The organism is Flagellimonas algarum (genome assembly GCF_040513375.1).
GTDB lineage: Bacteria > Bacteroidota > Bacteroidia > Flavobacteriales > Flavobacteriaceae > Flagellimonas_B > Flagellimonas_B algarum.
In genome coordinates this window covers 32,182-53,580 of the sequence record NZ_JBEVTG010000005.1, presented here as the reverse complement: position 1 = coordinate 53,580, position 21,399 = coordinate 32,182, and the positions used below count along the sequence as shown (strand labels likewise).

Sequence of the window (21,399 nt, the reverse complement as noted above, 5' to 3'; positions counted from 1 at the left end):
TCCTAAACATAGTTTACGATCTCCGTTTTGATTTTGAACAAAAAAAATCCTTTGAAGTTGTAATTTTGGGGGTATGGGAATCCAAATGACCTTGGAATCTTGTCAGGACAGCTTCGGAAATCGGTCGAGAGGGTAAAAATCCTTAAATCGCAAGCCCGTATTTTTTGTGGAATTCTGGATTTCTTGCGATTTAATTTTTACTTTACCAATGAATAACGACTTTCGCCAAAGAAAGTGTAATGTGTTAGTCTATGTACAATTCTAGAATTGCGGGCCTCGGATATTACGTGCCTGACAATGTGGTCACCAATGATGACCTTTCAAAAATCATGGATACCAGTGATGAATGGATTCAGGAGCGGACAGGTATCAAGGAGCGCCGTCATGTGATCAAAGATTCGGACGTTACGACCACCTCAATGGGGGTAGAGGCCGCCAAAGTGGCCATAGAAAGGGCCGGCATCAATAAGGATGATATCGATTTCATTGTATTCGCCACCTTGAGCCCAGACTATTATTTTCCAGGACCCGGGGTTTTGGTACAGCGCGACCTCGGAATCAAGACGGTGGGGGCCCTTGATGTCAGAAACCAATGTTCCGGTTTCGTTTACGGGCTGTCCGTAGCGGATCAATATGTCAAAAGCGGCATGTATAAAAACGTTTTGGTCATTGGTTCTGAAGTGCATTCACGTGGTCTCGATATGTCGACCCGTGGTCGTGGGGTTTCGGTCATCTTCGGGGATGGAGCCGGAGCGGCGGTCGTCAGTAGGGAAGAAGACCCGGCCAAAGGCATTTTGTCATCGCATTTACACTCCGAAGGGCAACATGCCGAAGAGCTTTCCTTGATCGCCCCTGGTATGGGTAAGCGATGGGTCACCGATATTATCGACGAGAATGATCCCGATGACGAATCGTATTTTCCATACATGAATGGGCAGTTTGTCTTTAAGAACGCCGTGGTTCGTTTTAGCGAAGTGATTATGGAAGGGCTTCAGACCAATGGTCTCGGCCCTGACGACATCAGTCTGTTGGTGCCCCATCAGGCCAATTTGCGGATCTCACAGTTCGTTCAGAAAAAATTCGGTTTATCGAACGATCAAGTGTTCAATAACATCATGAAATACGGCAATACCACGGCAGCATCGATTCCGATTGCGTTGACAGAAGCCTGGGAAGCCGGTAAGGTCAATGAAGGCGATGTCGTTGTTTTGGCTGCTTTCGGCAGTGGTTTTACTTGGGGCAGCGTGATCATGCGTTGGTAAGTGCCCAAATTGGAAAAGATAAACCCTGGCCCGAACGGACCAGGGTTTTTTATTGACAGACCTTATTAGAACTAACCAACCAATATTCCGAAATAAGGAATGCCAATATGTTTATAGGTGATGCTTGCCCTGAATGGTCTTGTGTGCCGTTACTTTGGGCTCCGCTTTGGTTGCGGCCTTGAAAACGGCAATATCCAATAGGCAAGGATGTTTCTTTACATGGCTTGTCGTTGTTGATCGATGATATCAAGTAGACGACAGCTTCGGCAGCTTGTTACACTTTTTGTAAGCTTTAACATAAAATTACAGCCGATAAAGGGTCGGCCCATTGCCGATCAGGTACTTACAAAAAAATAAACCCCGACGGGATCGTCGGGGTTTTCCATTGATAAGCCATACTAAACACTAACCATTAACTATAAAAAAAATACAGTCTTACCAATGATTGTACTTGTTCCGATGTAAAGACGTTATTTTTTGCAAATCGTTACGACTTTTATGTAGTTTAACATATAAATTAACATATGTCGACTACCCTGGTATTTGGAGCATCACCGAATCCGAACCGCTACAGCAACTTGGCCGTTCGAAGGCTACTTGAGAACAAAGTGGATACGGTCGCCTTCGGTATCCGAGCCGGAAAAATCGGTGACATACAAATAACGAATAATTTAGGCGAACTACCAAATATAGACACTGTAACGTTATATTTAAGGGGTGAGTTGCAAAAGCAATACTACGATGCCCTGATCGCCCTTGCACCGAGACGGATCATTTTCAATCCAGGAACGGAGAACCCTGAGTTTTATCGACTACTGGAAAAAAATGATATCGATTACGAAATCGCCTGTACCTTGGTGCTTTTGGGTACCGGTCAATATTAGTTCCTTTCGCGTATACACCACAGCCCGAAAAAGGTCAAGAGACCATTTAAAGGCAGCAATTCGTATCCTAATACATAACCGCCAAGAATTTCAGGTTCCAGAGAGCCGATGATGCTGATGAGCGCGACAGCTACCAAAGCGACGATCCAGACATAGCGGTCTTTGATCTTATGGTCGGTGAAAATACCGAAAGCGAACAGTCCCAATAAAGGCCCGTAGGTATAACCTGCAACGGTTAGCAGACTGTCGATGACATTGCTGCTCAAGATGTATTTGAAGGCGATGATGACAATGATCAAGACGATACTCATCCACACATGGGTCTGCTTCCGTATTTTCTTTTGGAGGGACGGGGCCTTTTTTTCAAGCTGCAAAAAATCCACACAGAACGATGTGGTCAAGGAGGTCAGGGCACTGTCGGCGCTGCTGTAGGCCGCGGCGATCAGACCTAACATAAAGGTAATCGAAAGGGTCAGTCCCAATCCGCTGTTCAAAGCGATTTCAGGAAACAAAAGGTCGGTTTTGGGCGTGCCGTCCATTAGGGGGATGGCAATGGCGTTCCTTTCGGCGTAAATGAACAACAAGGCGCCCAAAAGCATAAAGAGAAAGGTGACCCCTACCAACACGACGCTGAAGGATACCATATTCTTTTGGGCATCACGCAAATTTTTACAGGTCAGGTTCTTCTGCATCATGTCTTGATCAAGACCGGTCATACAGATGGTCACGAACATACCCCCTAAAAAGGACTTTAAAAAGTGGTTACGCGCCAAGATATCCTCGGTGAACAAGAATTTACCGTAGTCCTTTAAATCGTCAGATCCGAGAAACTCCCCGAAACTCCAATCGAGCTCGCGATTGATCAAAATGATCGACAACACCACCGCCAAGATCATGAACGTGGTCTGCAGGGTGTCGGTCCAAACAATGGTTTTGATGCCCCCTCTATTGGTGTAGATCCAAATCAATACAATGGAGATGATCACTGTGATTTCAAAGGGGATGCCGAAATCATCGAAAACAAATTGCTGCAATACGATGGCGACCAAATACAGTCGAAAGGCCGCTCCCAAAACCCGTGATACGAAAAAGAAAAAAGCCCCTGTCTTATGGCTCATGTACCCAAAACGGGTGAGCAGGTATTCATAAATCGAAGTCAAATTCAACCGATAATAAATAGGTAAGAGCAAAAATGCCACCACCAAATACCCGACCAAATAGCCCAAAACGACTTGCAAGTAACTGAATTGCGATGCCTCGACCCAGCCCGGTACCGATATAAAGGTCACCCCCGAAAGCGAGGCACCTACCATTCCGAAAGCGACCACGTACCAAGGCGATCTTTTGCCGGCTTTAAAAAAATCGGCGTTCGAATCGTTTTTCCCCGTGAGATACGAGATCAGGAGCAACACCAAAAAATACAGGGCGATAAGTACGAGTATCTGACTTGCGGTCATGGGCGATGGATTCGTTCGCAAAGTACGAATATCTCTTTGGATAAATGTAAAATCGTAATTTTGCCGAAGAAGGATTGGTATGGACTTTTCGTCAAAACTATTGGAGAATGCCGTTGATGAAATGGCGCAGTTACCGGGTATCGGGAAGCGTACCGCCCTGCGTTTGGTGTTGCATTTGTTGAGACGACCCAGCGAACAGGTGCGCGATTTGACAGAGGCCCTTTCCAAACTGCGCGATGAAGTCAAGTTTTGTAGCGATTGCCATAACATTTCGGATACTGAAATCTGTGAGATCTGCAGCAGTCCCAAACGGGATAAAGGCCTGATTTGCGTCGTTGAAGATGTTAGGGACGTCATGGCTATTGAGAATACCTCCCAATACCAGGGCCTATACCACGTTTTGGGCGGAAAGATATCGCCTATGGAAGGGGTGGGCCCACAAGACTTGAATATCGCCCCCTTGATCGCACGTGTGAAAAAGGGTGGTGTTCGGGAATTGATTTTCGCCCTGAGCCCGACGATGGAGGGCGACACCACTAATTTTTACATTTTTCGACAGCTCGCGGGCACCGATGTGGCCACGTCAACCATTGCGAGGGGAATTTCCGTTGGCGATGAACTCGAATATGCAGACGAGGTGACCTTGGGACGGAGCATATTGCACCGGGTTCCGTTTGAAAATTCGATCAAAGCGGATGGATAATTAAGTGAAATTAAATCAATAAAACAGGTCTTTTTTTGTTATTTTTGCAAAATAATTCCAGTATAAGGCACGTTGATTAAGAATATGTCAAAATTTGAATTGAAATTACCGCAAATGGGGGAAAGTGTCGCCGAGGCGACTTTGACCTCTTGGTTGAAAGATGTAGGAGAGACGATCGAAATGGATGAAGCCATTTTTGAAATCGCCACCGATAAGGTCGATTCCGAAGTACCTAGTGAGGTTGAAGGGGTGTTGGTCGAGAAACGTTTTGAAATCGACGACATCATCAAAGTAGGTGAGGTCGTTGCGGTCATCGAGATCGAAGGTGGTGCCGAAGTGGTCAATACCGCTCCGGATGTTGTAGTCGAGACCGAAAACCAAGTCGAAGTACCGGCTTCAGCCGCCGTATTGGAACAAGAGATGGAATCGGTCAAAACGGCATCCATTCCCAGCGGACCTGTGAGTTCCACCTCTGAACGCTTTTATTCCCCCTTGGTGAAGAATATCGCCAAACAAGAAGGGGTGACCCAAGCGGAGTTGGACACCCTTCCAGGAACAGGTAAGGAAGGACGGGTGACCAAAAACGATATCTTATCCTTTGTGGCCAAACGTTCCACCAATGGTACTACAGTGGCCCCAGAACCCAAGGCGGAAGCTGCTGCACCCGCAAAGCCGGTTCAAAGCGAACAGGCAGCCCCGGTGAAAGCGAAACCGGTGACCCCGATTTCGGTCAGCGCCGACGATGAGGTCATTCCGTTGACCAGAATGGGCAAACTCATCGCCCATCACATGACCGAGAGCATCGCCACTTCGGCGCATGTGCAAAGTTTTGTGGAAGTGGACGTGACCAACGTGGTCATCTGGCGTAATAAGGTGAAAAAAGCCTTTGAGGCACGCGAAGGTGAAAAATTGACCTTCACCCCGATATTCATGGAAGCGGTTGCCGTGGCGTTAAAGAAATTTCCGATGATGAACATCTCTTTGGATGGAGATAACGTCATTAAGAAAAAGAACATCAACCTTGGTATGGCGGCTGCCTTACCCGACGGCAATCTCATCGTTCCCGTTATCAAAAATGCCGATCAATTGAATTTGGTGGGCATGGCGAAGACCGTCAACGATTTGGCAGGCCGGGCACGTAACAATGCACTGAAGCCTGATGAAGTAAAAGGAGGCACGTATACCGTGACCAATGTTGGTAGCTTCGGAAGTATTTTCGGAACCCCGATAATCAATCAGCCACAAGTAGGGATCTTGGCCTTGGGTGCCATACGAAAGATCCCTTCCGTTATTGAAACCGATGAAGGTGATTTCATCGCGGTCAGGAGTAAGATGTTCTTGTCACATAGCTATGATCATCGCGTAGTCAACGGCGCTTTGGGCGGAATGTTCGTCAAGGCCGTTGCCGATTATCTCGAAGCTTGGGACAGCAACCGGGAAATCTGACCGAATCCCTACTTTTTGATGTAGTATTTAGTACTTTCGGGCTTATGAAACCACAGCTGCCCGTCAAGGTGTTTTTATTGTGGGCCATCAGCTTTGGGCTTGCCATGGCGCAGGACCCCGAGGCTTATGAAGTCGGGTCCTTCGAATCGGAAGGATCGCGCTTGCCCTACAGGATATTACTGCCCGAAAATTTCGATAGCGACCAAAAGTACCCTTTGATTTTGGTACTCCATGGTTCTGGAGAGCGGGGTGATGATAATACCTCGCAATTGGTACATGGCTCCGAACTGTTTTTAAAGGGAAGTATCCGTCAAGGTTTTCCGTCCATCGTGGTTTTTCCGCAATGTGCCTCCGGAAGCAGTTGGGCCCGAATCGATGTTCGGGGTGAAGGTAATGAGCGGGAGTTGCTTTTTTTCGAGAATGCCCCACCCACTACGGATATGGTGTTGTTGGAAGGTTTGATCAAAGCCCTACGCAAGCAATACAAAATCGATCGCAGGCGCATGTACGTCGGTGGGCTTTCCATGGGGGGTATGGGTACTTTTGAGATCGTACGGCGCAATCCGAAAATGTTCGCGGCCGCTTTTCCGATTTGTGGGGGCGCCAACCCCAAAATCGCCAAAAAACTGAAACGACCCGCTTGGTGGGTATTTCATGGCGGGGCCGACAAAGTGGTCGACCCTGGATACTCTTCCCGAATGGTCACGGCATTGAAAGGTGTCGGGGCCGCGGTCAAGTACTCGCTTTATCCCGATATCGGACACAATAGTTGGGACAACGCCTTTGCCGAAAAAGACCTGCTTCCATGGTTATTTTCACAAACCAAATAACATCATGCAATTAGAACTGAAAAAACCACTCTGCTTTTTTGATTTGGAAACCACCGGTACGAATGTGGCCAAAGACCGAATTGTTGAGATTTCCATATTAAAGGTCCTGCCCAACGGCAATAGGGAGAGCAAGACCTGGCTGGTGAATCCTGAAATGGAGATTCCCGCCGAAGTCGTTGGGATACATGGAATTTCAAATGAACGGGTCGCTGATGCGCCGACCTTCAAACAACTGTCCAAAGAAATCTATGCGATGATACGCGATAGCGATTTGGCCGGTTTCAATTCGGATCGCTTCGATATTCCATTGTTGGCGGAGGAAATGTTGCGTGCCGAAGTGGATTTCGATATGAAGGCCATGGTTTCGGTCGATGTACAGACTATTTTCCACAAAATGGAAAAAAGGACCTTAGGGGCCGCTTATAAGTTCTACTGTGATAAGGATCTGGAGGACGCCCACAGTGCAAGTGCCGATACCATGGCAACCTATGAAGTATTGTTAGCGCAATTAGACCGTTATCCGGAACTGGAAAACGACGTGAAGAAACTTTCGGCTTTCACCACCAGACGCCAATCGCTTGATTTCGCAGGATTCATAGGTCTCGATAAGCAAAACGAACCCATATTCACTTTCGGCAAACACAAGGGGAGAAAAGTCGATGAAGTGCTCGAAAAGGAACCTGGTTATTTCGGATGGATCCTAAACGCCGATTTTCCGCTATATACCAAAAAGGTACTGACCCAATTGAAATTGGGCAAACTCAACAACAAACTGTCTTAAAATCCAGCGATGAAATTGATCTGTATCGGACGCAATTATGCGGCCCATATCGACGAATTGGCCAACGAACGCCCTGAAGAACCGGTGGTATTCATCAAACCCGATTCGGCTATTCTGCCCAAAGAACAGGACTTCTACATTCCGGAGTTTTCCGATAACATCCATTATGAAGTCGAACTATTGATCAAAATCGACAAGGTTGGCAAGCACATCGCCCCCAAGTTCGCCCATAAGTATTACAGTGAGATCGGACTGGGTATCGACTTTACCGCCAGGGACCTACAATCGCGTCTAAAAGCGAAGGGTTTGCCTTGGGAAAAGGCAAAAGGATTTGATGGTTCTGCGGTAGTCGGTAAGTGGTTAGACAAAAATATGTACGAAAATACTCAAGAACTGGGGTTTTCCTTGTTAAAAAATGGGGAAATCGTCCAAAATGGCCATACCAGCCTGATGTTGTGGAAAATAGATGAGCTTATCGCCCATGTTTCGACCTATTTTATGCTAAAAAAGGGGGACATTCTGTTTACCGGAACGCCTGCCGGGGTTGGAAAAGTGTCCCCAAATGATTACCTTCAAGGAAGAATAGAAGACAAGGAACTGTTCGCAGTCCGCATCAAATAATGATTTACAGTTTAGATAAAATCAACGAAATGGCAGAAGGGGATGAAGATTTCATCCTTTCCGTGGTATCCGTTTTTTTAGAAGAGGTACCTACCGACCTCAATGATTTGGAACAAGCCATTCAAACCAAGAACTACGAACAGATTTACAAGCTCGCGCACAAGATCAAACCCAATGTCGATTTGTTGGGGATGGAACAAACCCGCGCCATAGCCCTTGAAATCGAAACCTTGGGGAAGACTTCGGGAAGCTACGATGCCATCGTACAGATTTTCCCATTGCTCAAACGCGACGTGGAACAGGTTATCGGTGAGCTCCAAAAGGACTTCGACGTCTAAACTCGCCGCGTTTTATCCATTACATTACGTATTTTTGCCATCTTCATCAGGGGAAAACCCTAGGTTGAACTACACGTATGCAGGCAGAAATCATTACGATCGGCGATGAGATATTGATTGGGCAGATCGTCGACACCAATTCGGCATTTATTGCCAAATCCCTTAACCATATCGGCGTTTCGATTTACCAGATTACCTCGGTGCAAGATGAACGTGAACATATCTTAATGGCCTTGGCCGAAGCCAATAAACGTTCAAAATTGGTGTTGGTAACGGGCGGATTGGGTCCTACCAAAGACGATATTACGAAACAGACCCTCTGCGGGTATTTTGAAGATTCACTGGTACACAACGAAGAGGTCTTAAAGCATATTGAAATGCTGTTTGCCACCTATATCAGTACACCCATTTCCGATTTAAACCGCAATCAGGCCCTCGTTCCATCGAAAGCTACCATACTGCACAATCAATACGGTACCGCTCCTGGAATGTGGATCGAAAAGGACGAGTCGGTCTTTGTCTTCATGCCCGGTGTCCCTTTTGAGATGAAAGCATTGCTTAAAAACGAGGTCTTGCACCGCATTACCGAGCGTTTTGAAAGACCCCATATCCTTCACAAGACCATCATGACTTATGGTTTGGGTGAAAGTGCGATCGCCAACCGCTTGGAAACCTGGGAGGAACAGCTGCCCGAATTCATCAAATTGGCTTATTTGCCCAATTTGGGAAGGGTCCGGTTGCGGTTAACGGCCAAAGGACCAGATCGGGAGCTGCTCGAAAACGAAGTCGAGAAGGCCGTAGCCGCCATGTACCCCCTGATCGGGGAAATCATCTATGGGGTGGCCGAGAACGAAAGTATTGAATTCGGTATCGGTAAACTACTTACCGAAAAGGGATTGAGCCTATCGACGGCCGAAAGTTTTACCGGTGGAAAAATCGCCAATCAGATTACCATGGTACCTGGGGCATCGAACTATTTCAAAGGTAGTGTGGTGGCCTATGCCACTGAAGCGAAAATCGATCAATTGGGAATCGATGAACGGCTAGTTGCAGAACATTCGGTGGTTAGCGAGGAAGTCGCCATGGCCATGGCCCAAAATGCAAGCCGATTGTTCAAGACCGATTACGCCATAGCCACCACCGGAAATGCCGGTCCGACAAAGGGGGATTCGGATGCACCTGTAGGTACGGTATTTATCGGAATAGCCTCACCACAAGGGGTTTTCGCCCAAGGGTTTACCATGGGTAACCATCGCGAACGTATCGTGCAGAAGTCGGTCAACAAAGCCTTCGAATTGCTGCAGAAAGAAATTTTAAAATTCTGATCTATAATTTTGTGGGTCAATAAGAAAAGATATAAATTTGCACTCGCGAAAATTCAAGCACAGAGAAGATGTCCAAGATTTGTGAAGTTACAGGTAAGAAAGTGATGTTTGGGAATAATGTTTCCTTCTCGATCAACAAGACGAAGAGAAGATTCGATATCAACATTTCCAAAAAGAAGTTTTACATTCCGGAAGAAGACCGATGGGTGACCTTGAACGTCTCTTCAAAAGGAATCAAGATCATCAATAAATTAGGAATCTCTGCTGCATTGAAAGAAGCAAGAGCGAAAGGTTTCGTAAAGTAAAAAGTTGAGTAATGGCCAAGAAGGGGAATAGAATTCAGGTAATTTTGGAATGCACGGAGCACAAAGAATCCGGGCAACCAGGTACATCACGATACATCACTACCAAGAACAAGAAGAACACGCCGGATCGATTACAGATGAAGAAATTCAATCCGATCTTGAAGCGTATGACCATTCATAAAGAAATCAAATAAGTTTAGACCATGGCAAAGAAGACGGTAGCAACACTACAAAGTAGTTCCAAAAGATTGACAAAGGCCATCAAAATGGTCAAGTCGCCGAAAACAGGTGCGTATACCTTCGTTGAGTCGGTTATGGCCCCTGAATTGGTTAACGATTGGTTGTCGAAAAAGTAATTTCGCGACGATAAAGAATGAAGAGCCGTCCCGATAGGGGCGGCTTTTTTATTTTAACAAAACTCCACCTACTTTCCTATCTTTGATTTTATAGCTACAACCTATGGCTTTGTTTAAGAATATATTCTCCAAGGAGAAAAAAGAGACTTTGGACAAGGGTCTTGAAAAATCGAATTCCAGTTTTTTCGGAAAGCTTTCAAAAGCGGTTGCCGGAAAATCAAAGGTCGATGACGAGGTACTTGATAACCTTGAAGAGGTTTTGGTCACCTCCGATGTGGGTGTCGACACCACCTTGAAGATCATTGAAAGGATCGAAGCCCGCGTGGCACGTGATAAATATTTGGGTACTGACGAATTGAACGTCATTTTGCGCGAAGAGATTGCGGCGCTGTTGGCCGAGACCCGATCGGGTGAGGCGGAGACCATTGAAATCCCTAAATCCGACGGCCCCCATGTCATTATGGTCGTTGGGGTCAATGGGGTCGGGAAGACCACGACCATCGGCAAGCTGGCCCACCAGTTCAAAAACAAGGGCCTTAAGGTCGTTTTGGGTGCGGCCGATACCTTTAGGGCCGCCGCCATCGACCAGTTGGAAGTTTGGGCGAAACGGGTCGACGTGCCCATCATCAAACAAAAAATGGGGAGTGATCCGGCCTCAGTGGCCTTCGATACCTTGAATTCGGCAGTAGCTGAAAAAGCCGATGTGGTCCTAATCGATACGGCAGGGCGATTGCACAATAAGGTCAATTTGATGAACGAACTTTCAAAAGTAAAACGGGTCATGCAAAAGGTGGTTCCCGATGCCCCACATGATGTGTTGTTGGTGCTAGATGGGTCAACGGGCCAAAATGCGTTTGAACAGGCCAAGCAGTTTACCAAGGCCACCGAAGTCCGCAGTCTCGCGGTCACCAAGTTGGATGGAACCGCGAAAGGCGGTGTGGTGATCGGAATATCCGATCAATTCCAGATTCCGGTGAAGTACATTGGTGTTGGGGAAGGGATTGAAGACCTACAGGTCTTCAACAAATACGAATTCGTCGATTCCTTTTTCAAATTCCAATGAAACGCGTATTCCTAGGGCTGTACTTCTGTTGTTCGCTTTTTGCGACAGCACAGATAACACATCCCAAAGCAAGTCCTTTTGCCATAGTCGAACAACAATTGGGCCTTTCCAATATCCGTATCGAATATTCACGACCGGCAGTTAAGGGAAGGCATGTATTCGGACCGCAAGACGATGGCCAAAAAGGTTTGGTGCCCTTTGGTCGAATTTGGCGCGTCGGGGCCAACGAAAGCACCAAGATCCATGTGGATGCGGATATGAAAATCAGCGGCAATACGCTGCCTAAAGGCACCTATGCCCTGTATGCGTTTCCTGAAGCGGAATATTGGGAAATTGCGTTCCATACCAATATAGGGCACTGGGGCGATGGTCGAACGGCCTATGACCCCGCTGAAGATTTATTTCGTATCCGACTTCGACCGCAACGCCTATCCTATCACCAAGAGAATTTTTTGATTTCTTTCGATAGCATTACCCACGATGCCGCGTTGTTGCAACTGACTTGGGCCTCGACCCGAATCGAAATCCCTATCGAAGTCGATACCCAAGCGATGATGGAAGCTGAGATCGCTGATAAATTGGAATCGCTGCCTTCGGCACAGACCTATTACGAAGCCGCACGGTATTTGCAGGAACAGGGCGTTGCTACCAAAAGGGCACTTGGTTATGTCGATAAAGCCCTGGAATTGGGAGGCGACACCTACTATTTCCACAGGGTCAAGAGCCTATTGCAAGCGGATCTAAAAGACTTCAAAGGGGCCATTGCATCCGCCCAAAAATCAAAAACCATCGCTGCCGAATTGGGTAAGGATGAATTCGTTCGGATGAACGAAAAGAACATCCGCGCTTGGACCAACTTGCTTGAAGACTAGGCCTGTCACTCCTTTTTCCGTAACTAAAAGAAAACGACTACCTTACGTAATCGACCAAGGTCGATGTGAAGCGAGAACCGATATTTTGCATATGTCAATCAAAGGTTATCGAGAACCCGGCTGTTCCGAAAGTATGGTCCCTCCGGACAGCACCAACGCAAATACACTATGATGAGAAATAAAAGATTCCCATTCACCAAACTATCGACGTTATTCTTGTTGGTGTACGCCCTTTCTTGCAAGCTTGAACCGAAACCACAGGAAGTAACCGATAAGCAGCAGCTGCAGGAGGTTGTCGGCGAAATCCAAACTGATGAAAAAGGAGTTGAAACAGAAGCTGAAAAACCACTTTGGACCCCCTATGACGATTCGGATGAAATCGCTGCCAGTGCCACACACGAAAACCCGAAAATGCGTTTTAAGCTGCTACAGAGTAAGGTGTTGGACAAGAACTTGGTCTTTCAACCACTGGCCGATGCCGTGGCCGGTTTTTCATTGGAACGTTATGAGACGCTCAGGCCCCTGGTCATGGAACAAGACATCCCGACCTTACAAAAACACATCAAACAAGGGGTGTTCTCCTATGAAGAACTGATCTTGTTCTTTTTGAAGCGGATCTATACCTATGAGTTGCCCCATGCCACGACCTTGAATACGATTTTGGCCCTGAATCCGGATGTTCTGGAACAAGCCAGGTCTTTGGACACCAATGCCGATGGGCATCACCCCATTTATGGCATGCCGATTTTATTAAAAGATAACATCGGTGCCGCCCGAATGAAAACCACCGCAGGGGCCATTGCCTTGATGGGTAATGAAACGGAAGATGCTTTTATCGTAGAACGGTTAAAGGCGAACGGGGCCTTGATTTTAGGCAAGGTGAATCTTAGTGAATGGGCGAATTACCTCTGTAATTGTCCCAATGGGCAGAGTGCTTACGGTGGGCAGACCTTGAACCCCTATGGTCGGCGGATTTTCGATACCGGGGGCTCAAGTGCCGGTAGCGGAACCGCAATGGCAGCAAACTATGCCGTAGCGGCAGTCGGCACCGAAACTTCAGGGTCCATTCTCTCCCCTTCAGGGCAAAATTCAGTAGTGGGTATGAAACCGACCATCGGATTGTTGAGCCGCAGTGGTATCGTACCGATATCGAGTACTTTGGATACTCCGGGACCGATGACCAAAAGTGTCATTGATAATGGTATCGTGCTTGATGCCATGCGCGGTTTCGATGAAACCGATGATAAGTCCGTACAGGCCGATTGGGAAGCCTCTTGGTACCAAAGTTCAGAGCCCAGCGTTAATGGCAAACGATTGGGTGTATTCAAGTCCTATCTCGAAAAAGACACCCTTTACCGGAGAACGATTGGCAAGCTGGAGCAAGCCGGGGCCGTGATCGTGGCATTCGAAGCCCCTGAGGTTGCTTTTGATGGCTTCTTATCCCTTTTGAACGGTGATATGAAATTCGATTTGCCCCGATATTTTAAAGCAAACGTCAAAGATACCGCAGCGGTGCCCTTTTCTACCGTGGCTGATGTCGTAGCTTTCAACCTGAAAGATTCGTTGGTTCGCATTCCGTATGGCCAGGTTCGTTTAGAAGGTATCCTAAGCGATTCGCTTCCAACGGATTCGTTGCAATCCTTAAAAAGACGACTCAAAAATTCGGGGCGTACCTATTGGAATTCGCCCATGACCGCCCACCGACTGGATGCGATCCTCTCCATCAATAATTTCGATGCAGGTGCTGCGGCGGTAGCCGAATATCCGGCCTTGGGTCTGCCCATGGGATATCGGAAGACCGGCGAGCCCGTGAATTTGACCTTGATCGCAAAGCAATATCAAGAAGGCAAACTATATGAATTGGGAGCCGCTATCGAACAACTACTGGCAGCGCGACGGATGCCTGCCGGCTACGAAGATTAATCGAGATATGCGGACAGTCGTTCCCAAAGGGCATTATCAAAACTTGAAGGACCCAATAAATCGTCGCCGCTATCATCGCCCTGCCGGAGAATGACCAAACCCCGACTCGGAACAATGTATAATTTCTGATCGTTCTTTCCTAGCCCGGCGTAGGTGTCGGCCGGGGCATTCGGAATCAGTTCCCCATCGAAAACGGCCTGTAAGCCGGGAGCTCTGTATGAATCCTTTCCATTGAGCCACCAAAGGTAACCGTAGGCCGCATTGAGTTCTTGTGAGGTAACGCGCATGGCCGATTCATAGGCCTCGTTGCTTAAAATGTCAGTTGCTTCCCATTGCCCTCCGTTGAGGTTTAGAAGCCCGAAGCGTGCCATACTACGTGCCGTACTGAAGTAAACGTTGTTCGTGCCACTGGTCGAGAACCAAAACCCATCCATTCCGATGCGATCACGAAGTTTTTGATTGAAGTAATCGGTCCAATCCATGGCACTCGCATTGGCGACTACGTCTTGCAGTAGGGTGTAGGGACCGTTATGATAGGCCCAGCGTGTACCGGCATCGGCCAAATATTCGAGACAATCCGGCGTGATGCAATCGAATTCAAGATCGTTCAAGCCCGAAGTCATGGTCAATTGGTGTTTAATTTTGATCAGGTTTTCTTTTTCCATAGTGAGGCCTGTCCAACCTTGACCAAGATAGTCGGCGCTGGTATCGTTGACATCCAAAAGTCCCTCCGCCTCGGCGATACCGACTGCGAAAGCGGTCAATGTTTTTCCGGCCGAAGCCCAATACCAGCTCGTGTTAACCGTATGCTCATCAAAATACCATTCCACGGCGATGCGACCGTCTTTCAAAATCATGAAAGCCTTGGTGCCGTTGCTTTCCAGAAAATCGCGTAGGGCGCCCTCCGCGGAGGCGTTCCAATCCAAGGAAGCCGGGTCAACGGTTTCCCAATCGGCCGATTCCAAGGGCGGGAAATAGCGTACGGGAGTTGCCGGTAAATCGGTGTTGTCATCACCACTGCCTTCGATAGTCTCGATGGAATCGGACGTACATCCCAACAAGAACAGACTGAGTAAACTGGCTAATAGGTAGTTGGTTTTCATGGTTTCGTTTCGTATTAGGACCCCGATTCCCCGTATTGGTTTAACGGGATGGGATGGGTATTTATGCAAGAATTTCGACCAAGTGCACCCCAAGTATCGTATTTTTGCCCCGTTTCGGCATCAAGCAAGAAAACGGTATGAGAACCAAATCACTAAAGAAGAACAAAATCAACGTGGTCACCCTGGGTTGTAGCAAGAACGTATACGACTCGGAAGTGCTCATGGGCCAACTTCGGGCCAACAACAAGGAGGTCGCCCATGAGGAGGAAGGCAATGTGGTCGTTATCAATACCTGCGGTTTCATTGCAAATGCCAAGGAAGAGAGTGTGAATACCATCTTGGAGTATGTTCAAAAGAAGGAAGCAGGAACCGTCGACAAGGTGTTCGTGACCGGATGTCTCAGCGAACGGTACAAACCCGACCTTCAAAAAGAAATTCCGGACGTAGATGCCTATTTCGGAACGAGTGATCTCCCCAATTTACTCAAGGCCCTCGGTGCCGACTACAAACACGAGTTACTTGGCGAGCGATTGACCACCACCCCTAAGAATTATGCCTATTTGAAAATCGCGGAAGGTTGTGATCGCCCCTGCTCGTTCTGCGCCATTCCGATCATGCGCGGAAAACACCGCAGTACCCCTATTGAAGCCTTGGTCGAAGAGGCCGGTAAACTGGCTGCGAACGGGGTCAAAGAATTGATATTGATCGCACAAGACCTGACATATTATGGTCTGGACCTCTACAAAAAAAGAAATTTGGCCGAGTTGCTCGAGCACCTCGTTGCCGTTGACGGCATAGAATGGATACGTTTGCATTACGCCTTTCCTACAGGCTTTCCAATGGATGTGCTTGAGGTCATGGAGCGGGAACCTAAAATCTGTAATTATATTGACATTCCCTTACAGCATATCGCCGATCCGATCTTGAAAAGCATGCGTCGGGGTACTACAAAAGCAAAAACCACCAAGCTTTTGGAGGAATTTCGAAAGGCTGTACCCAAAATGGCCATCCGCACCACCCTGATCGTGGGTTATCCTGGTGAAACCGAGGCTGATTTCGAGGTGTTGAAAGAATGGGTAAAGGCCATGCGTTTTGAGCGCTTGGGTTGTTTTACCTATAGCCATGAGGAAAATACCCATGCCTATAATTTAGAGGATGATGTGCCCGAGGCCGTAAAGCAAGAACGTGCCAATGAGATCATGGAAATCCAATCGCAGATTTCGTGGGAATTGAACCAAGAAAAAATCGGAGCGGTCTTTCGCTGTATCATCGACCGAAAGGAAGGGAATTTCTTCGTTGGTAGAACGGAATTCGACTCCCCCGATGTTGATAATGAAGTGCATATCGATGCGAGCAAGCATTATGTGAAGATCGGCGAATTCGTGTCGATAAAAATTACGGATGCCACCGATTTCGATTTGTTCGGCGAACCGTTTAAAAGCCCCGACTAGCGCCAGGGCCTTACCATCATTTTTAGTCTTTCGAGACCAAATAAGCATACACCACACCGGCGAAGATGGCCCCTAATATGGGGGCGATCCAAAACAACCACAATTGGGGCAAGGCCCAACTTCCATCAGCGAATAGCGCCTGACTGGTACTCCGTGCAGGATTCACCGAGGTATTGGTCACCGGAATACTGATCAAATGGATCAAGGTCAGCCCCAAACCGATGGCCAATCCACCCATTCCTTTGGGCGCTTTGGCATGGGTCGATCCCAAGATGATGAATAAAAAGAAAAAGGTCAATACGGCTTCGGTGGTAAAGGCCGAAAGCAAGCCGTAGCCTTCCGGCGAATGTTCACCAAAGCCGTTAGCGGCAAAACCGCCCACTTCGAAACCGGGTTTCCCGGTCGCGATGAGGTAGAGTATGGCCGCCCCGAAAATAGCGCCCAATAATTGCGCGATGATGTATGGAAAAACATCTTTGCGGTCAAAACGCTTCGCCACGGCAAGCCCAATGGTCACCGCGGGGTTGAGGTGGCATCCTGAAATGTGACCGATGGCATAGGCCATGGTGAGTACGCTAAGACCGAAAGCGAGGGCCACCCCGACAAATCCAATTCCTAAATCCGGGTAGGCGGCGGCGATGACCGCACTTCCGCACCCACCGAACACCAACCAGGAGGTGCCGATAAATTCTGCGATAAATCTTTTCATAAGGTTCTAAATGAGTTAGTTTACCCATTAGACCCGCAATCGCTTATAAAGTCACAAACGAAATAAGCTGTGAAACGGTAGGGTGGTCGTTTCCTCCAGCAGGCTCGATGGTGATATTGAACGATTCCGCCTTTTCGATATATTTTAAGGGAATCAAGGAATCCCCTTTTTCAATGATTCCCATATCGATCATTTCGCCATCGACGTCACTCCACATTTGATAGGTTTTGTCACTGGGTAATTTCGCAAGGCCCAAGGGATTCAATAACACCGTTTTGGAAGTATGATCCACATAGGCCACCGCATGTGATTCAGGAGATAATCGGTTTCCGTAAAGTACCAAGGGGATGGTTCGGGCATTGTTGATCGATTCGTAGCGGTTCGTCGTAAGCAGGTAATTCGATTCCAACCGATCCAAACGTTGTTGTAATTCGGTCGTCTGCATGCGTAGGGCATCGAGATCACTTTCGGCGTTTTGCCATTTGGAAAACATCCAAAATGCGGCGAGCCCGAAAACCAGGGCAATCGAGGCTGCAGCCAACATCGGTCCGAATCGCCTTGGTGCCGCTCCGATATCCAAGCGTTCCTTTAGGGCATTTTTAATTCTTTCAGGAGGTTCAACCGCGTTTTCGAAAGCCATTCTTTCAAAATCGGCTTCCATAGCTTCGAACATGCTTTTGATTTCGGCATCACCATCAATGAGCTGTTGCACCGCTTCGGCTTCTTGGTCGCCCAATTCCCCGAGCAGGTACTTTTCCAACAATCCTTCTTCCAACAACTTTTCCTTATCCATCATGCAATCGATTCTATAACGACCCAAATCACCGATAACTCATTCACATAACTCAAACGCAATTTGGTTATGGCCTGTTTGACATACGACTTGAACGTCCCTAATGGAACTCCCATTTCTTCATGGGCCTCCCTATGGGTATACCCTCTGAAATAGACCAGTTCCAAGGCTTCTTTGTGATGTGGGTCAAGTTGCTTCAACGCCCCTTGGAGCTGGGTATAATCAGGTTCGGTTTCGGTGTTGCTTTTATCCATATGTACACCCAAATCATCATTTTGGATGAGTACTTCCCGTTTTCTTAACGCGTTCAAGGCGGTATTTTTCGCGATTCGGTACGCCCAAGTATAGAAACGTCCTTTAGAGGGATCGTAAGTGTCTATTTTCTGCCAAATCTTGACAAAGGCTTCCTGTAATAGATCTTCCGCCAATGCTTCGTTTCTGCAAATGCGGAGCAAGACACCGAATAAAGCGCCAGCGTACTTATCATACAAAGGATAGAGCGCGGCTTTTTCGCCACGTTGCAGTCGATTGATGAGTTCGGTATCGGGTAAGGAGATCGCCATTGTCCATGTTAAAGATATGATAAAAAACAAAGGCCTTCATCCAAGCGGGGTTTGCCGCTGTAAATAGAAATGAAAAGCGCGCAACTTTTAATTGAAAACAGTAAAACTTTAAAATCTTAAAAATGAAAAAAGCAATTTTTATTCTCTCGACAATGGCCATTTTCGCCACTTCGCAAATCGTAACGGCACAAAAAAGCAAAGATATCGTAGATATCGCGGTTTCGGTTGATGATTTTTCGACCTTGGTAACCGCCCTTAAAGCCGCCGATCTCGTTGGGGCTTTGAAAGGTGACGGACCATTTACCGTCTTTGCACCAGTGAATTCAGGTTTCGCCAAAATCGACAGCAACACCTTGAACGCGCTCCTAGAGCCCGCCAATAAGGAAAAGCTATCGGCTATTTTGACGTATCATGTGGTTTCTGGTAAAATCGCCGCTGCCGACGTCGCAGCTGCCCTAAAAAATGGAAATGGTAAGGCTGAGTTGACCACCTTGAACGGAGGTAAGATTACGGCCATGTCGCGAAATGGAGGTATCTACTTAAAAGATGCGAACGGAAATTACAGCAAGATCGCCAAGACCGACGTCATGGCGTCCAATGGTGTGATCCATATCATCGAAGACGTGGTCATGCCCAAATAAATCGCTGTTTTGAACGCGAATTGATTGATGGAAGACACCGCCTATTCAGGCGGTGTTTTTTTATGTTACATGTTGACAAACTCAAAACCGGCCAAAGGAACATTCCTCAAGTCCTTCTCGGTTTCATTGAGTAAGATGCCATGCTCCAAAAATGCCTTTAGATTGGTCAACCAGAACGTCCATCCATTGCTACATCCGTGGTGCAAATTCAATTTGCTTTCGTCGTCGGTCGGAATTTGGCTTTGGGTCAAGCAAAGTAGGGTAGTGGTTTCCGTTCGTTGTAAATTCACGGTAACCAGGCATTGCTCAAAAGTGATCTCAAAGCGATCATGGCCATTGGCTTCCAAGACCTCACCACATTCTTGACCATCCCAGTTGTGCCATTCCCAAGCATACCGATCACCTTTTTGAATCGGGTCTTCACCTGCCCTGACCTTACCATCAGGGTCGGTATATTCCGCATGCCTCAGAAACCAAGAGCAAATGCCATCGGTCGTACCCCAACAACGATATACCTTTTCGATGGGTGCCTTAATATGGATTTTCTTACTAAAACGATCAAAGCTCAAGCCATTCATGGGTTCCGTTTTTTTTCTATAGCGTATAACTCCCTGCCCAGTTGGGCCAAAAAAGGGATGCCTATACTATCGTATTCATAGTGGTCGTCATTGAAGATACCGTCTTTATTCACCAAGATAGTTGCCGTAACCATGAAAGCGATCCCATTTTCTTCATCGACGATATAGGCACAATCGGTCAAGGTGCCGTAGGCATAGCCCACCTTATTGTAGATCTTTATGGTCTCGGGCATGGGGTCGGTAGCGTCACCGAACATGAAGAACTTGACATAACTGTCGTAATATTCTTTGCGATCATAGCCCGCATCTTTTGGCAAGGTCGACATAGCCGAAAGCAGGAAGTCATGTTGTTCTTCCGAAATCGCGAAGCGTTCGTTCTTTGGGAAGGCTTCTGGGTAAATGACCTTTTTTAACAATTGGTGCTGTGCCGCGATGGGATAGTAATTTTTTAAACTGAAATCAAAGGGTTCGCGTATCAGGGAATCCCCGGCGTAAAATCCGATCCCTTTGGTGATGTGTTGCAAATCAAGGGGTTGTAGTTCTTGGTTCAAGATCGGTGCGGAAGTCGAGGTAGTGCTGTCATTGCTGTAAAGGATCAAGGGTTTGGTCGTTCTATCATCGGCATTCGAAGTCGACAGCCGATGGGCGATTCGAATGGGCGTTACCCCGCGTGCGATCATTCTCGCATTCAAACCGTCTTGCCCCAAAAATTCGATCAATCGGTTATTGGCCGCATTATCGCTGACCGCGAAAATTTCAGTAATCGCCCTGGCAAAGGTGGTCTCTACGGTATCCCCCTCAATGTAAAACCGGGTTTCGAGATCCAACGAATCCACTTCGTTCAATTTTTCAAGTGCCGCGACGGCAGCTGGGAATTTCACGGTACTGGCCGGGTAGAAATAGTTTTCGTTGGCGACCTGAAAGTCAAAATCGGTGAATACGACGCTGTCCCTCTTTCGATCGATCTGGGTGTAGCGGATCTGCACTTCATAGGTGTCAAGACTATCCATGACCCGTTTGATCTTTGGGGCTTCGGACGCTAGTGCCTGGGCCAAAGGGTCGATCGGTTCCCGTTTGCATGCCGGACAAAGGAGCAGGCCCAGTAGGACCCAAATCAGATTTTTTCCCATAGGAACCTTTTTAGTGTTCGACATACCATTCACCGCGATGCGGTCGCAGGTCCTCTTTGGCCTGTTGCAATTCGAATTCGGAAACCACCAAAAAAACAGTGGCATGATGTTCCGAATAGCCTTGCACTCCCGAGATGTCGTATTTCAACTCTTCATGATATACATATTCTTGCAAGTGTTTCAGGTAGTGCTCGGCCGTTTTCTGGGCTACTGGCCCCCTGAAATCCCAAATCAATTTGATTTTTTTTTCGATGATGGGTTCCAT

25 protein-coding genes are annotated in these 21,399 nt (G+C 47.4%); 17 read left to right on the top strand and 8 right to left on the bottom strand.

What is annotated here, in order from left to right; all coding sequences use genetic code 11:
* Positions 1 to 251 precede the first annotated feature (251 nt).
* Positions 252 to 1,262, top strand: a complete 1,011-nt coding sequence (locus ABV409_RS16370; protein ID WP_353878704.1) for a 3-oxoacyl-ACP synthase III family protein — start codon at positions 252 to 254, stop codon at positions 1,260 to 1,262.
* Between the two features lie 524 nt (positions 1,263 to 1,786).
* Entirely contained in the window at positions 1,787 to 2,146 is a 360-nt protein-coding gene (locus ABV409_RS16365) for a CoA-binding protein (RefSeq protein ID WP_353878703.1), read from the top strand.
* On the opposite strand, the gene ABV409_RS16360 is transcribed toward ABV409_RS16365, so the two are convergent.
* Positions 2,143 to 3,603: a sodium:solute symporter gene (locus ABV409_RS16360; protein WP_353878702.1), complete on the bottom strand. Its 1,461-nt coding sequence runs from the start codon at positions 3,601 to 3,603 to the stop codon at positions 2,143 to 2,145. The two genes, ABV409_RS16365 and ABV409_RS16360, sit on opposite strands and share 4 nt — an antisense overlap.
* Before the next feature lie 79 nt (positions 3,604 to 3,682).
* Here ABV409_RS16360 and recR point away from each other — a divergent pair, with 79 nt between their 5' ends.
* The 13 genes from recR (at position 3,683) to ABV409_RS16295 (ending at position 14,166) form a co-directional block, all read left to right on the top strand.
* Positions 3,683 to 4,306 carry a recombination mediator RecR gene (gene recR / locus ABV409_RS16355; RefSeq protein WP_353878701.1) on the top strand — a complete coding sequence of 208 codons (624 nt, stop codon included), beginning with the start codon at positions 3,683 to 3,685 and terminating at the stop codon, positions 4,304 to 4,306.
* 84 nt (positions 4,307 to 4,390) lie between these two features.
* Positions 4,391 to 5,752, top strand: coding sequence for a dihydrolipoamide acetyltransferase family protein (locus ABV409_RS16350; protein WP_353878700.1), 1,362 nt, complete (start codon positions 4,391 to 4,393; stop codon positions 5,750 to 5,752).
* 44 nt (positions 5,753 to 5,796) lie between these two features.
* On the top strand, positions 5,797 to 6,582 hold the full coding sequence (locus ABV409_RS16345; protein ID WP_353878699.1) for a carboxylesterase family protein: 786 nt from the start codon (positions 5,797 to 5,799) through the stop codon (positions 6,580 to 6,582).
* A 4-nt stretch (positions 6,583 to 6,586) separates the two neighbouring features.
* Positions 6,587 to 7,363, top strand: a complete 777-nt coding sequence (locus tag ABV409_RS16340; RefSeq protein ID WP_353878698.1) for a 3'-5' exonuclease — start codon at positions 6,587 to 6,589, stop codon at positions 7,361 to 7,363.
* A gap of 9 nt (positions 7,364 to 7,372) precedes the next feature.
* The gene (locus ABV409_RS16335; RefSeq protein WP_353878697.1) at positions 7,373 to 7,984 is read left to right on the top strand and encodes a fumarylacetoacetate hydrolase family protein; all 612 of its coding nucleotides are present in this window, start codon (positions 7,373 to 7,375) and stop codon (positions 7,982 to 7,984) included.
* Positions 7,984 to 8,322 carry an Hpt domain-containing protein gene (locus ABV409_RS16330; RefSeq protein WP_353878696.1) on the top strand — a complete coding sequence of 113 codons (339 nt, stop codon included), beginning with the start codon at positions 7,984 to 7,986 and terminating at the stop codon, positions 8,320 to 8,322. The genes ABV409_RS16335 and ABV409_RS16330 overlap by 1 nt, the downstream gene beginning before the upstream one ends.
* A gap of 77 nt (positions 8,323 to 8,399) precedes the next feature.
* The gene (locus ABV409_RS16325) at positions 8,400 to 9,647 is read left to right on the top strand and encodes a competence/damage-inducible protein A (protein WP_353878695.1); all 1,248 of its coding nucleotides are present in this window, start codon (positions 8,400 to 8,402) and stop codon (positions 9,645 to 9,647) included.
* 68 nt (positions 9,648 to 9,715) lie between these two features.
* The gene (gene rpmB, locus ABV409_RS16320) at positions 9,716 to 9,952 is read left to right on the top strand and encodes a 50S ribosomal protein L28 (RefSeq protein ID WP_353878694.1); all 237 of its coding nucleotides are present in this window, start codon (positions 9,716 to 9,718) and stop codon (positions 9,950 to 9,952) included.
* Positions 9,953 to 9,963: 11 nt separating this feature from the next.
* Entirely contained in the window at positions 9,964 to 10,146 is a 183-nt protein-coding gene (rpmG, locus tag ABV409_RS16315; RefSeq protein ID WP_353878693.1) for a 50S ribosomal protein L33, read from the top strand.
* Between the two features lie 9 nt (positions 10,147 to 10,155).
* Positions 10,156 to 10,308, top strand: a complete 153-nt coding sequence (locus ABV409_RS16310) for a DUF4295 domain-containing protein (protein ID WP_353878692.1) — start codon at positions 10,156 to 10,158, stop codon at positions 10,306 to 10,308.
* A 103-nt stretch (positions 10,309 to 10,411) separates the two neighbouring features.
* Positions 10,412 to 11,371 (top strand): signal recognition particle-docking protein FtsY, encoded by a 960-nt coding sequence (gene ftsY / locus ABV409_RS16305; protein WP_353878691.1) that lies wholly within the window; start codon positions 10,412 to 10,414, stop codon positions 11,369 to 11,371.
* Positions 11,368 to 12,243, top strand: coding sequence for a DUF2911 domain-containing protein (locus tag ABV409_RS16300; protein WP_353878690.1), 876 nt, complete (start codon positions 11,368 to 11,370; stop codon positions 12,241 to 12,243). The genes ftsY and ABV409_RS16300 overlap by 4 nt, the downstream gene beginning before the upstream one ends.
* A 171-nt stretch (positions 12,244 to 12,414) precedes the next feature.
* Positions 12,415 to 14,166 carry an amidase family protein gene (locus ABV409_RS16295; protein WP_353878689.1) on the top strand — a complete coding sequence of 584 codons (1,752 nt, stop codon included), beginning with the start codon at positions 12,415 to 12,417 and terminating at the stop codon, positions 14,164 to 14,166.
* On the opposite strand, the gene ABV409_RS16290 is transcribed toward ABV409_RS16295, so the two are convergent.
* Complete coding sequence (locus ABV409_RS16290; protein WP_353878688.1) at positions 14,163 to 15,269, bottom strand: serine hydrolase domain-containing protein; 1,107 nt, start codon at positions 15,267 to 15,269, stop codon at positions 14,163 to 14,165. The two genes, ABV409_RS16295 and ABV409_RS16290, sit on opposite strands and share 4 nt — an antisense overlap.
* A gap of 137 nt (positions 15,270 to 15,406) precedes the next feature.
* On the opposite strand from ABV409_RS16290, the gene rimO reads away from it, so the two are divergent.
* On the top strand, positions 15,407 to 16,720 hold the full coding sequence (gene rimO, locus ABV409_RS16285) for a 30S ribosomal protein S12 methylthiotransferase RimO (protein WP_353878731.1): 1,314 nt from the start codon (positions 15,407 to 15,409) through the stop codon (positions 16,718 to 16,720).
* Positions 16,721 to 16,742: 22 nt separating this feature from the next.
* On the opposite strand, the gene aqpZ is transcribed toward rimO, so the two are convergent.
* The 3 genes from aqpZ to ABV409_RS16270 are packed head-to-tail and all read right to left on the bottom strand — an operon-like array spanning position 16,743 to position 18,785.
* Positions 16,743 to 17,429, bottom strand: coding sequence for an aquaporin Z (gene aqpZ / locus ABV409_RS16280; protein ID WP_353878687.1), 687 nt, complete (start codon positions 17,427 to 17,429; stop codon positions 16,743 to 16,745).
* A 43-nt stretch (positions 17,430 to 17,472) separates the two neighbouring features.
* Positions 17,473 to 18,222, bottom strand: coding sequence for an anti-sigma factor (locus ABV409_RS16275; protein ID WP_353878686.1), 750 nt, complete (start codon positions 18,220 to 18,222; stop codon positions 17,473 to 17,475).
* Entirely contained in the window at positions 18,222 to 18,785 is a 564-nt protein-coding gene (locus ABV409_RS16270) for an RNA polymerase sigma factor (RefSeq protein ID WP_353878685.1), read from the bottom strand. The genes ABV409_RS16275 and ABV409_RS16270 overlap by 1 nt, the downstream gene beginning before the upstream one ends.
* Positions 18,786 to 18,907: 122 nt before the next feature.
* Here ABV409_RS16270 and ABV409_RS16265 point away from each other — a divergent pair, with 122 nt between their 5' ends.
* Positions 18,908 to 19,426 (top strand): fasciclin domain-containing protein, encoded by a 519-nt coding sequence (locus tag ABV409_RS16265; RefSeq protein ID WP_353878684.1) that lies wholly within the window; start codon positions 18,908 to 18,910, stop codon positions 19,424 to 19,426.
* Between the two features lie 65 nt (positions 19,427 to 19,491).
* On the opposite strand, the gene ABV409_RS16260 is transcribed toward ABV409_RS16265, so the two are convergent.
* The 3 genes from ABV409_RS16260 to ABV409_RS16250 are packed head-to-tail and all read right to left on the bottom strand — an operon-like array spanning position 19,492 to position 21,399.
* Complete coding sequence (locus tag ABV409_RS16260) at positions 19,492 to 20,004, bottom strand: SRPBCC family protein (protein ID WP_353878683.1); 513 nt, start codon at positions 20,002 to 20,004, stop codon at positions 19,492 to 19,494.
* On the bottom strand, positions 20,001 to 21,134 hold the full coding sequence (locus ABV409_RS16255) for a serine hydrolase (RefSeq protein WP_353878682.1): 1,134 nt from the start codon (positions 21,132 to 21,134) through the stop codon (positions 20,001 to 20,003). Before ABV409_RS16255 ends, ABV409_RS16260 begins: the two co-directional genes overlap by 4 nt.
* A 10-nt stretch (positions 21,135 to 21,144) precedes the next feature.
* Positions 21,145 to 21,399 (bottom strand): hypothetical protein, encoded by a 255-nt coding sequence (locus ABV409_RS16250; protein ID WP_353878681.1) that lies wholly within the window; start codon positions 21,397 to 21,399, stop codon positions 21,145 to 21,147.

Excerpts from the sequence above, each read along its gene's own strand:
- ABV409_RS16350 (WP_353878700.1), top strand. The coding sequence starts at position 4,391 with ATGTCAAAATTTGAATTGAAATTACCGCAAATGGGGGAAAGTGTCGCC.
- ABV409_RS16340 (WP_353878698.1), top strand. The coding sequence starts at position 6,587 with ATGCAATTAGAACTGAAAAAACCACTCTGCTTTTTTGATTTGGAAACC.
- ABV409_RS16275 (WP_353878686.1), bottom strand. The coding sequence starts at position 18,222 with ATGGATAAGGAAAAGTTGTTGGAAGAAGGATTGTTGGAAAAGTACCTG.
- ABV409_RS16290 (WP_353878688.1), bottom strand. The coding sequence starts at position 15,269 with ATGAAAACCAACTACCTATTAGCCAGTTTACTCAGTCTGTTCTTGTTG.
- ftsY (WP_353878691.1), top strand. The coding sequence starts at position 10,412 with ATGGCTTTGTTTAAGAATATATTCTCCAAGGAGAAAAAAGAGACTTTG.
- ABV409_RS16270 (WP_353878685.1), bottom strand. The coding sequence starts at position 18,785 with ATGGCGATCTCCTTACCCGATACCGAACTCATCAATCGACTGCAACGT.
- ABV409_RS16335 (WP_353878697.1), top strand. The coding sequence starts at position 7,373 with ATGAAATTGATCTGTATCGGACGCAATTATGCGGCCCATATCGACGAA.
- rpmG (WP_353878693.1), top strand. The coding sequence starts at position 9,964 with ATGGCCAAGAAGGGGAATAGAATTCAGGTAATTTTGGAATGCACGGAG.
- ABV409_RS16365 (WP_353878703.1), top strand. The coding sequence starts at position 1,787 with ATGTCGACTACCCTGGTATTTGGAGCATCACCGAATCCGAACCGCTAC.
- ABV409_RS16260 (WP_353878683.1), bottom strand. The coding sequence starts at position 20,004 with ATGAATGGCTTGAGCTTTGATCGTTTTAGTAAGAAAATCCATATTAAG.
- ABV409_RS16325 (WP_353878695.1), top strand. The coding sequence starts at position 8,400 with ATGCAGGCAGAAATCATTACGATCGGCGATGAGATATTGATTGGGCAG.
- ABV409_RS16300 (WP_353878690.1), top strand. The coding sequence starts at position 11,368 with ATGAAACGCGTATTCCTAGGGCTGTACTTCTGTTGTTCGCTTTTTGCG.
- ABV409_RS16255 (WP_353878682.1), bottom strand. The coding sequence starts at position 21,134 with ATGGGAAAAAATCTGATTTGGGTCCTACTGGGCCTGCTCCTTTGTCCG.
- recR (WP_353878701.1), top strand. The coding sequence starts at position 3,683 with ATGGACTTTTCGTCAAAACTATTGGAGAATGCCGTTGATGAAATGGCG.
- ABV409_RS16345 (WP_353878699.1), top strand. The coding sequence starts at position 5,797 with ATGAAACCACAGCTGCCCGTCAAGGTGTTTTTATTGTGGGCCATCAGC.
- ABV409_RS16370 (WP_353878704.1), top strand. The coding sequence starts at position 252 with ATGTACAATTCTAGAATTGCGGGCCTCGGATATTACGTGCCTGACAAT.
- ABV409_RS16310 (WP_353878692.1), top strand. The coding sequence starts at position 10,156 with ATGGCAAAGAAGACGGTAGCAACACTACAAAGTAGTTCCAAAAGATTG.
- aqpZ (WP_353878687.1), bottom strand. The coding sequence starts at position 17,429 with ATGAAAAGATTTATCGCAGAATTTATCGGCACCTCCTGGTTGGTGTTC.
- ABV409_RS16250 (WP_353878681.1), bottom strand. The coding sequence starts at position 21,399 with ATGGAACCCATCATCGAAAAAAAAATCAAATTGATTTGGGATTTCAGG.
- rpmB (WP_353878694.1), top strand. The coding sequence starts at position 9,716 with ATGTCCAAGATTTGTGAAGTTACAGGTAAGAAAGTGATGTTTGGGAAT.
- rimO (WP_353878731.1), top strand. The coding sequence starts at position 15,407 with ATGAGAACCAAATCACTAAAGAAGAACAAAATCAACGTGGTCACCCTG.
- ABV409_RS16360 (WP_353878702.1), bottom strand. The coding sequence starts at position 3,603 with ATGACCGCAAGTCAGATACTCGTACTTATCGCCCTGTATTTTTTGGTG.
- ABV409_RS16295 (WP_353878689.1), top strand. The coding sequence starts at position 12,415 with ATGAGAAATAAAAGATTCCCATTCACCAAACTATCGACGTTATTCTTG.
- ABV409_RS16330 (WP_353878696.1), top strand. The coding sequence starts at position 7,984 with ATGATTTACAGTTTAGATAAAATCAACGAAATGGCAGAAGGGGATGAA.
- ABV409_RS16265 (WP_353878684.1), top strand. The coding sequence starts at position 18,908 with ATGAAAAAAGCAATTTTTATTCTCTCGACAATGGCCATTTTCGCCACT.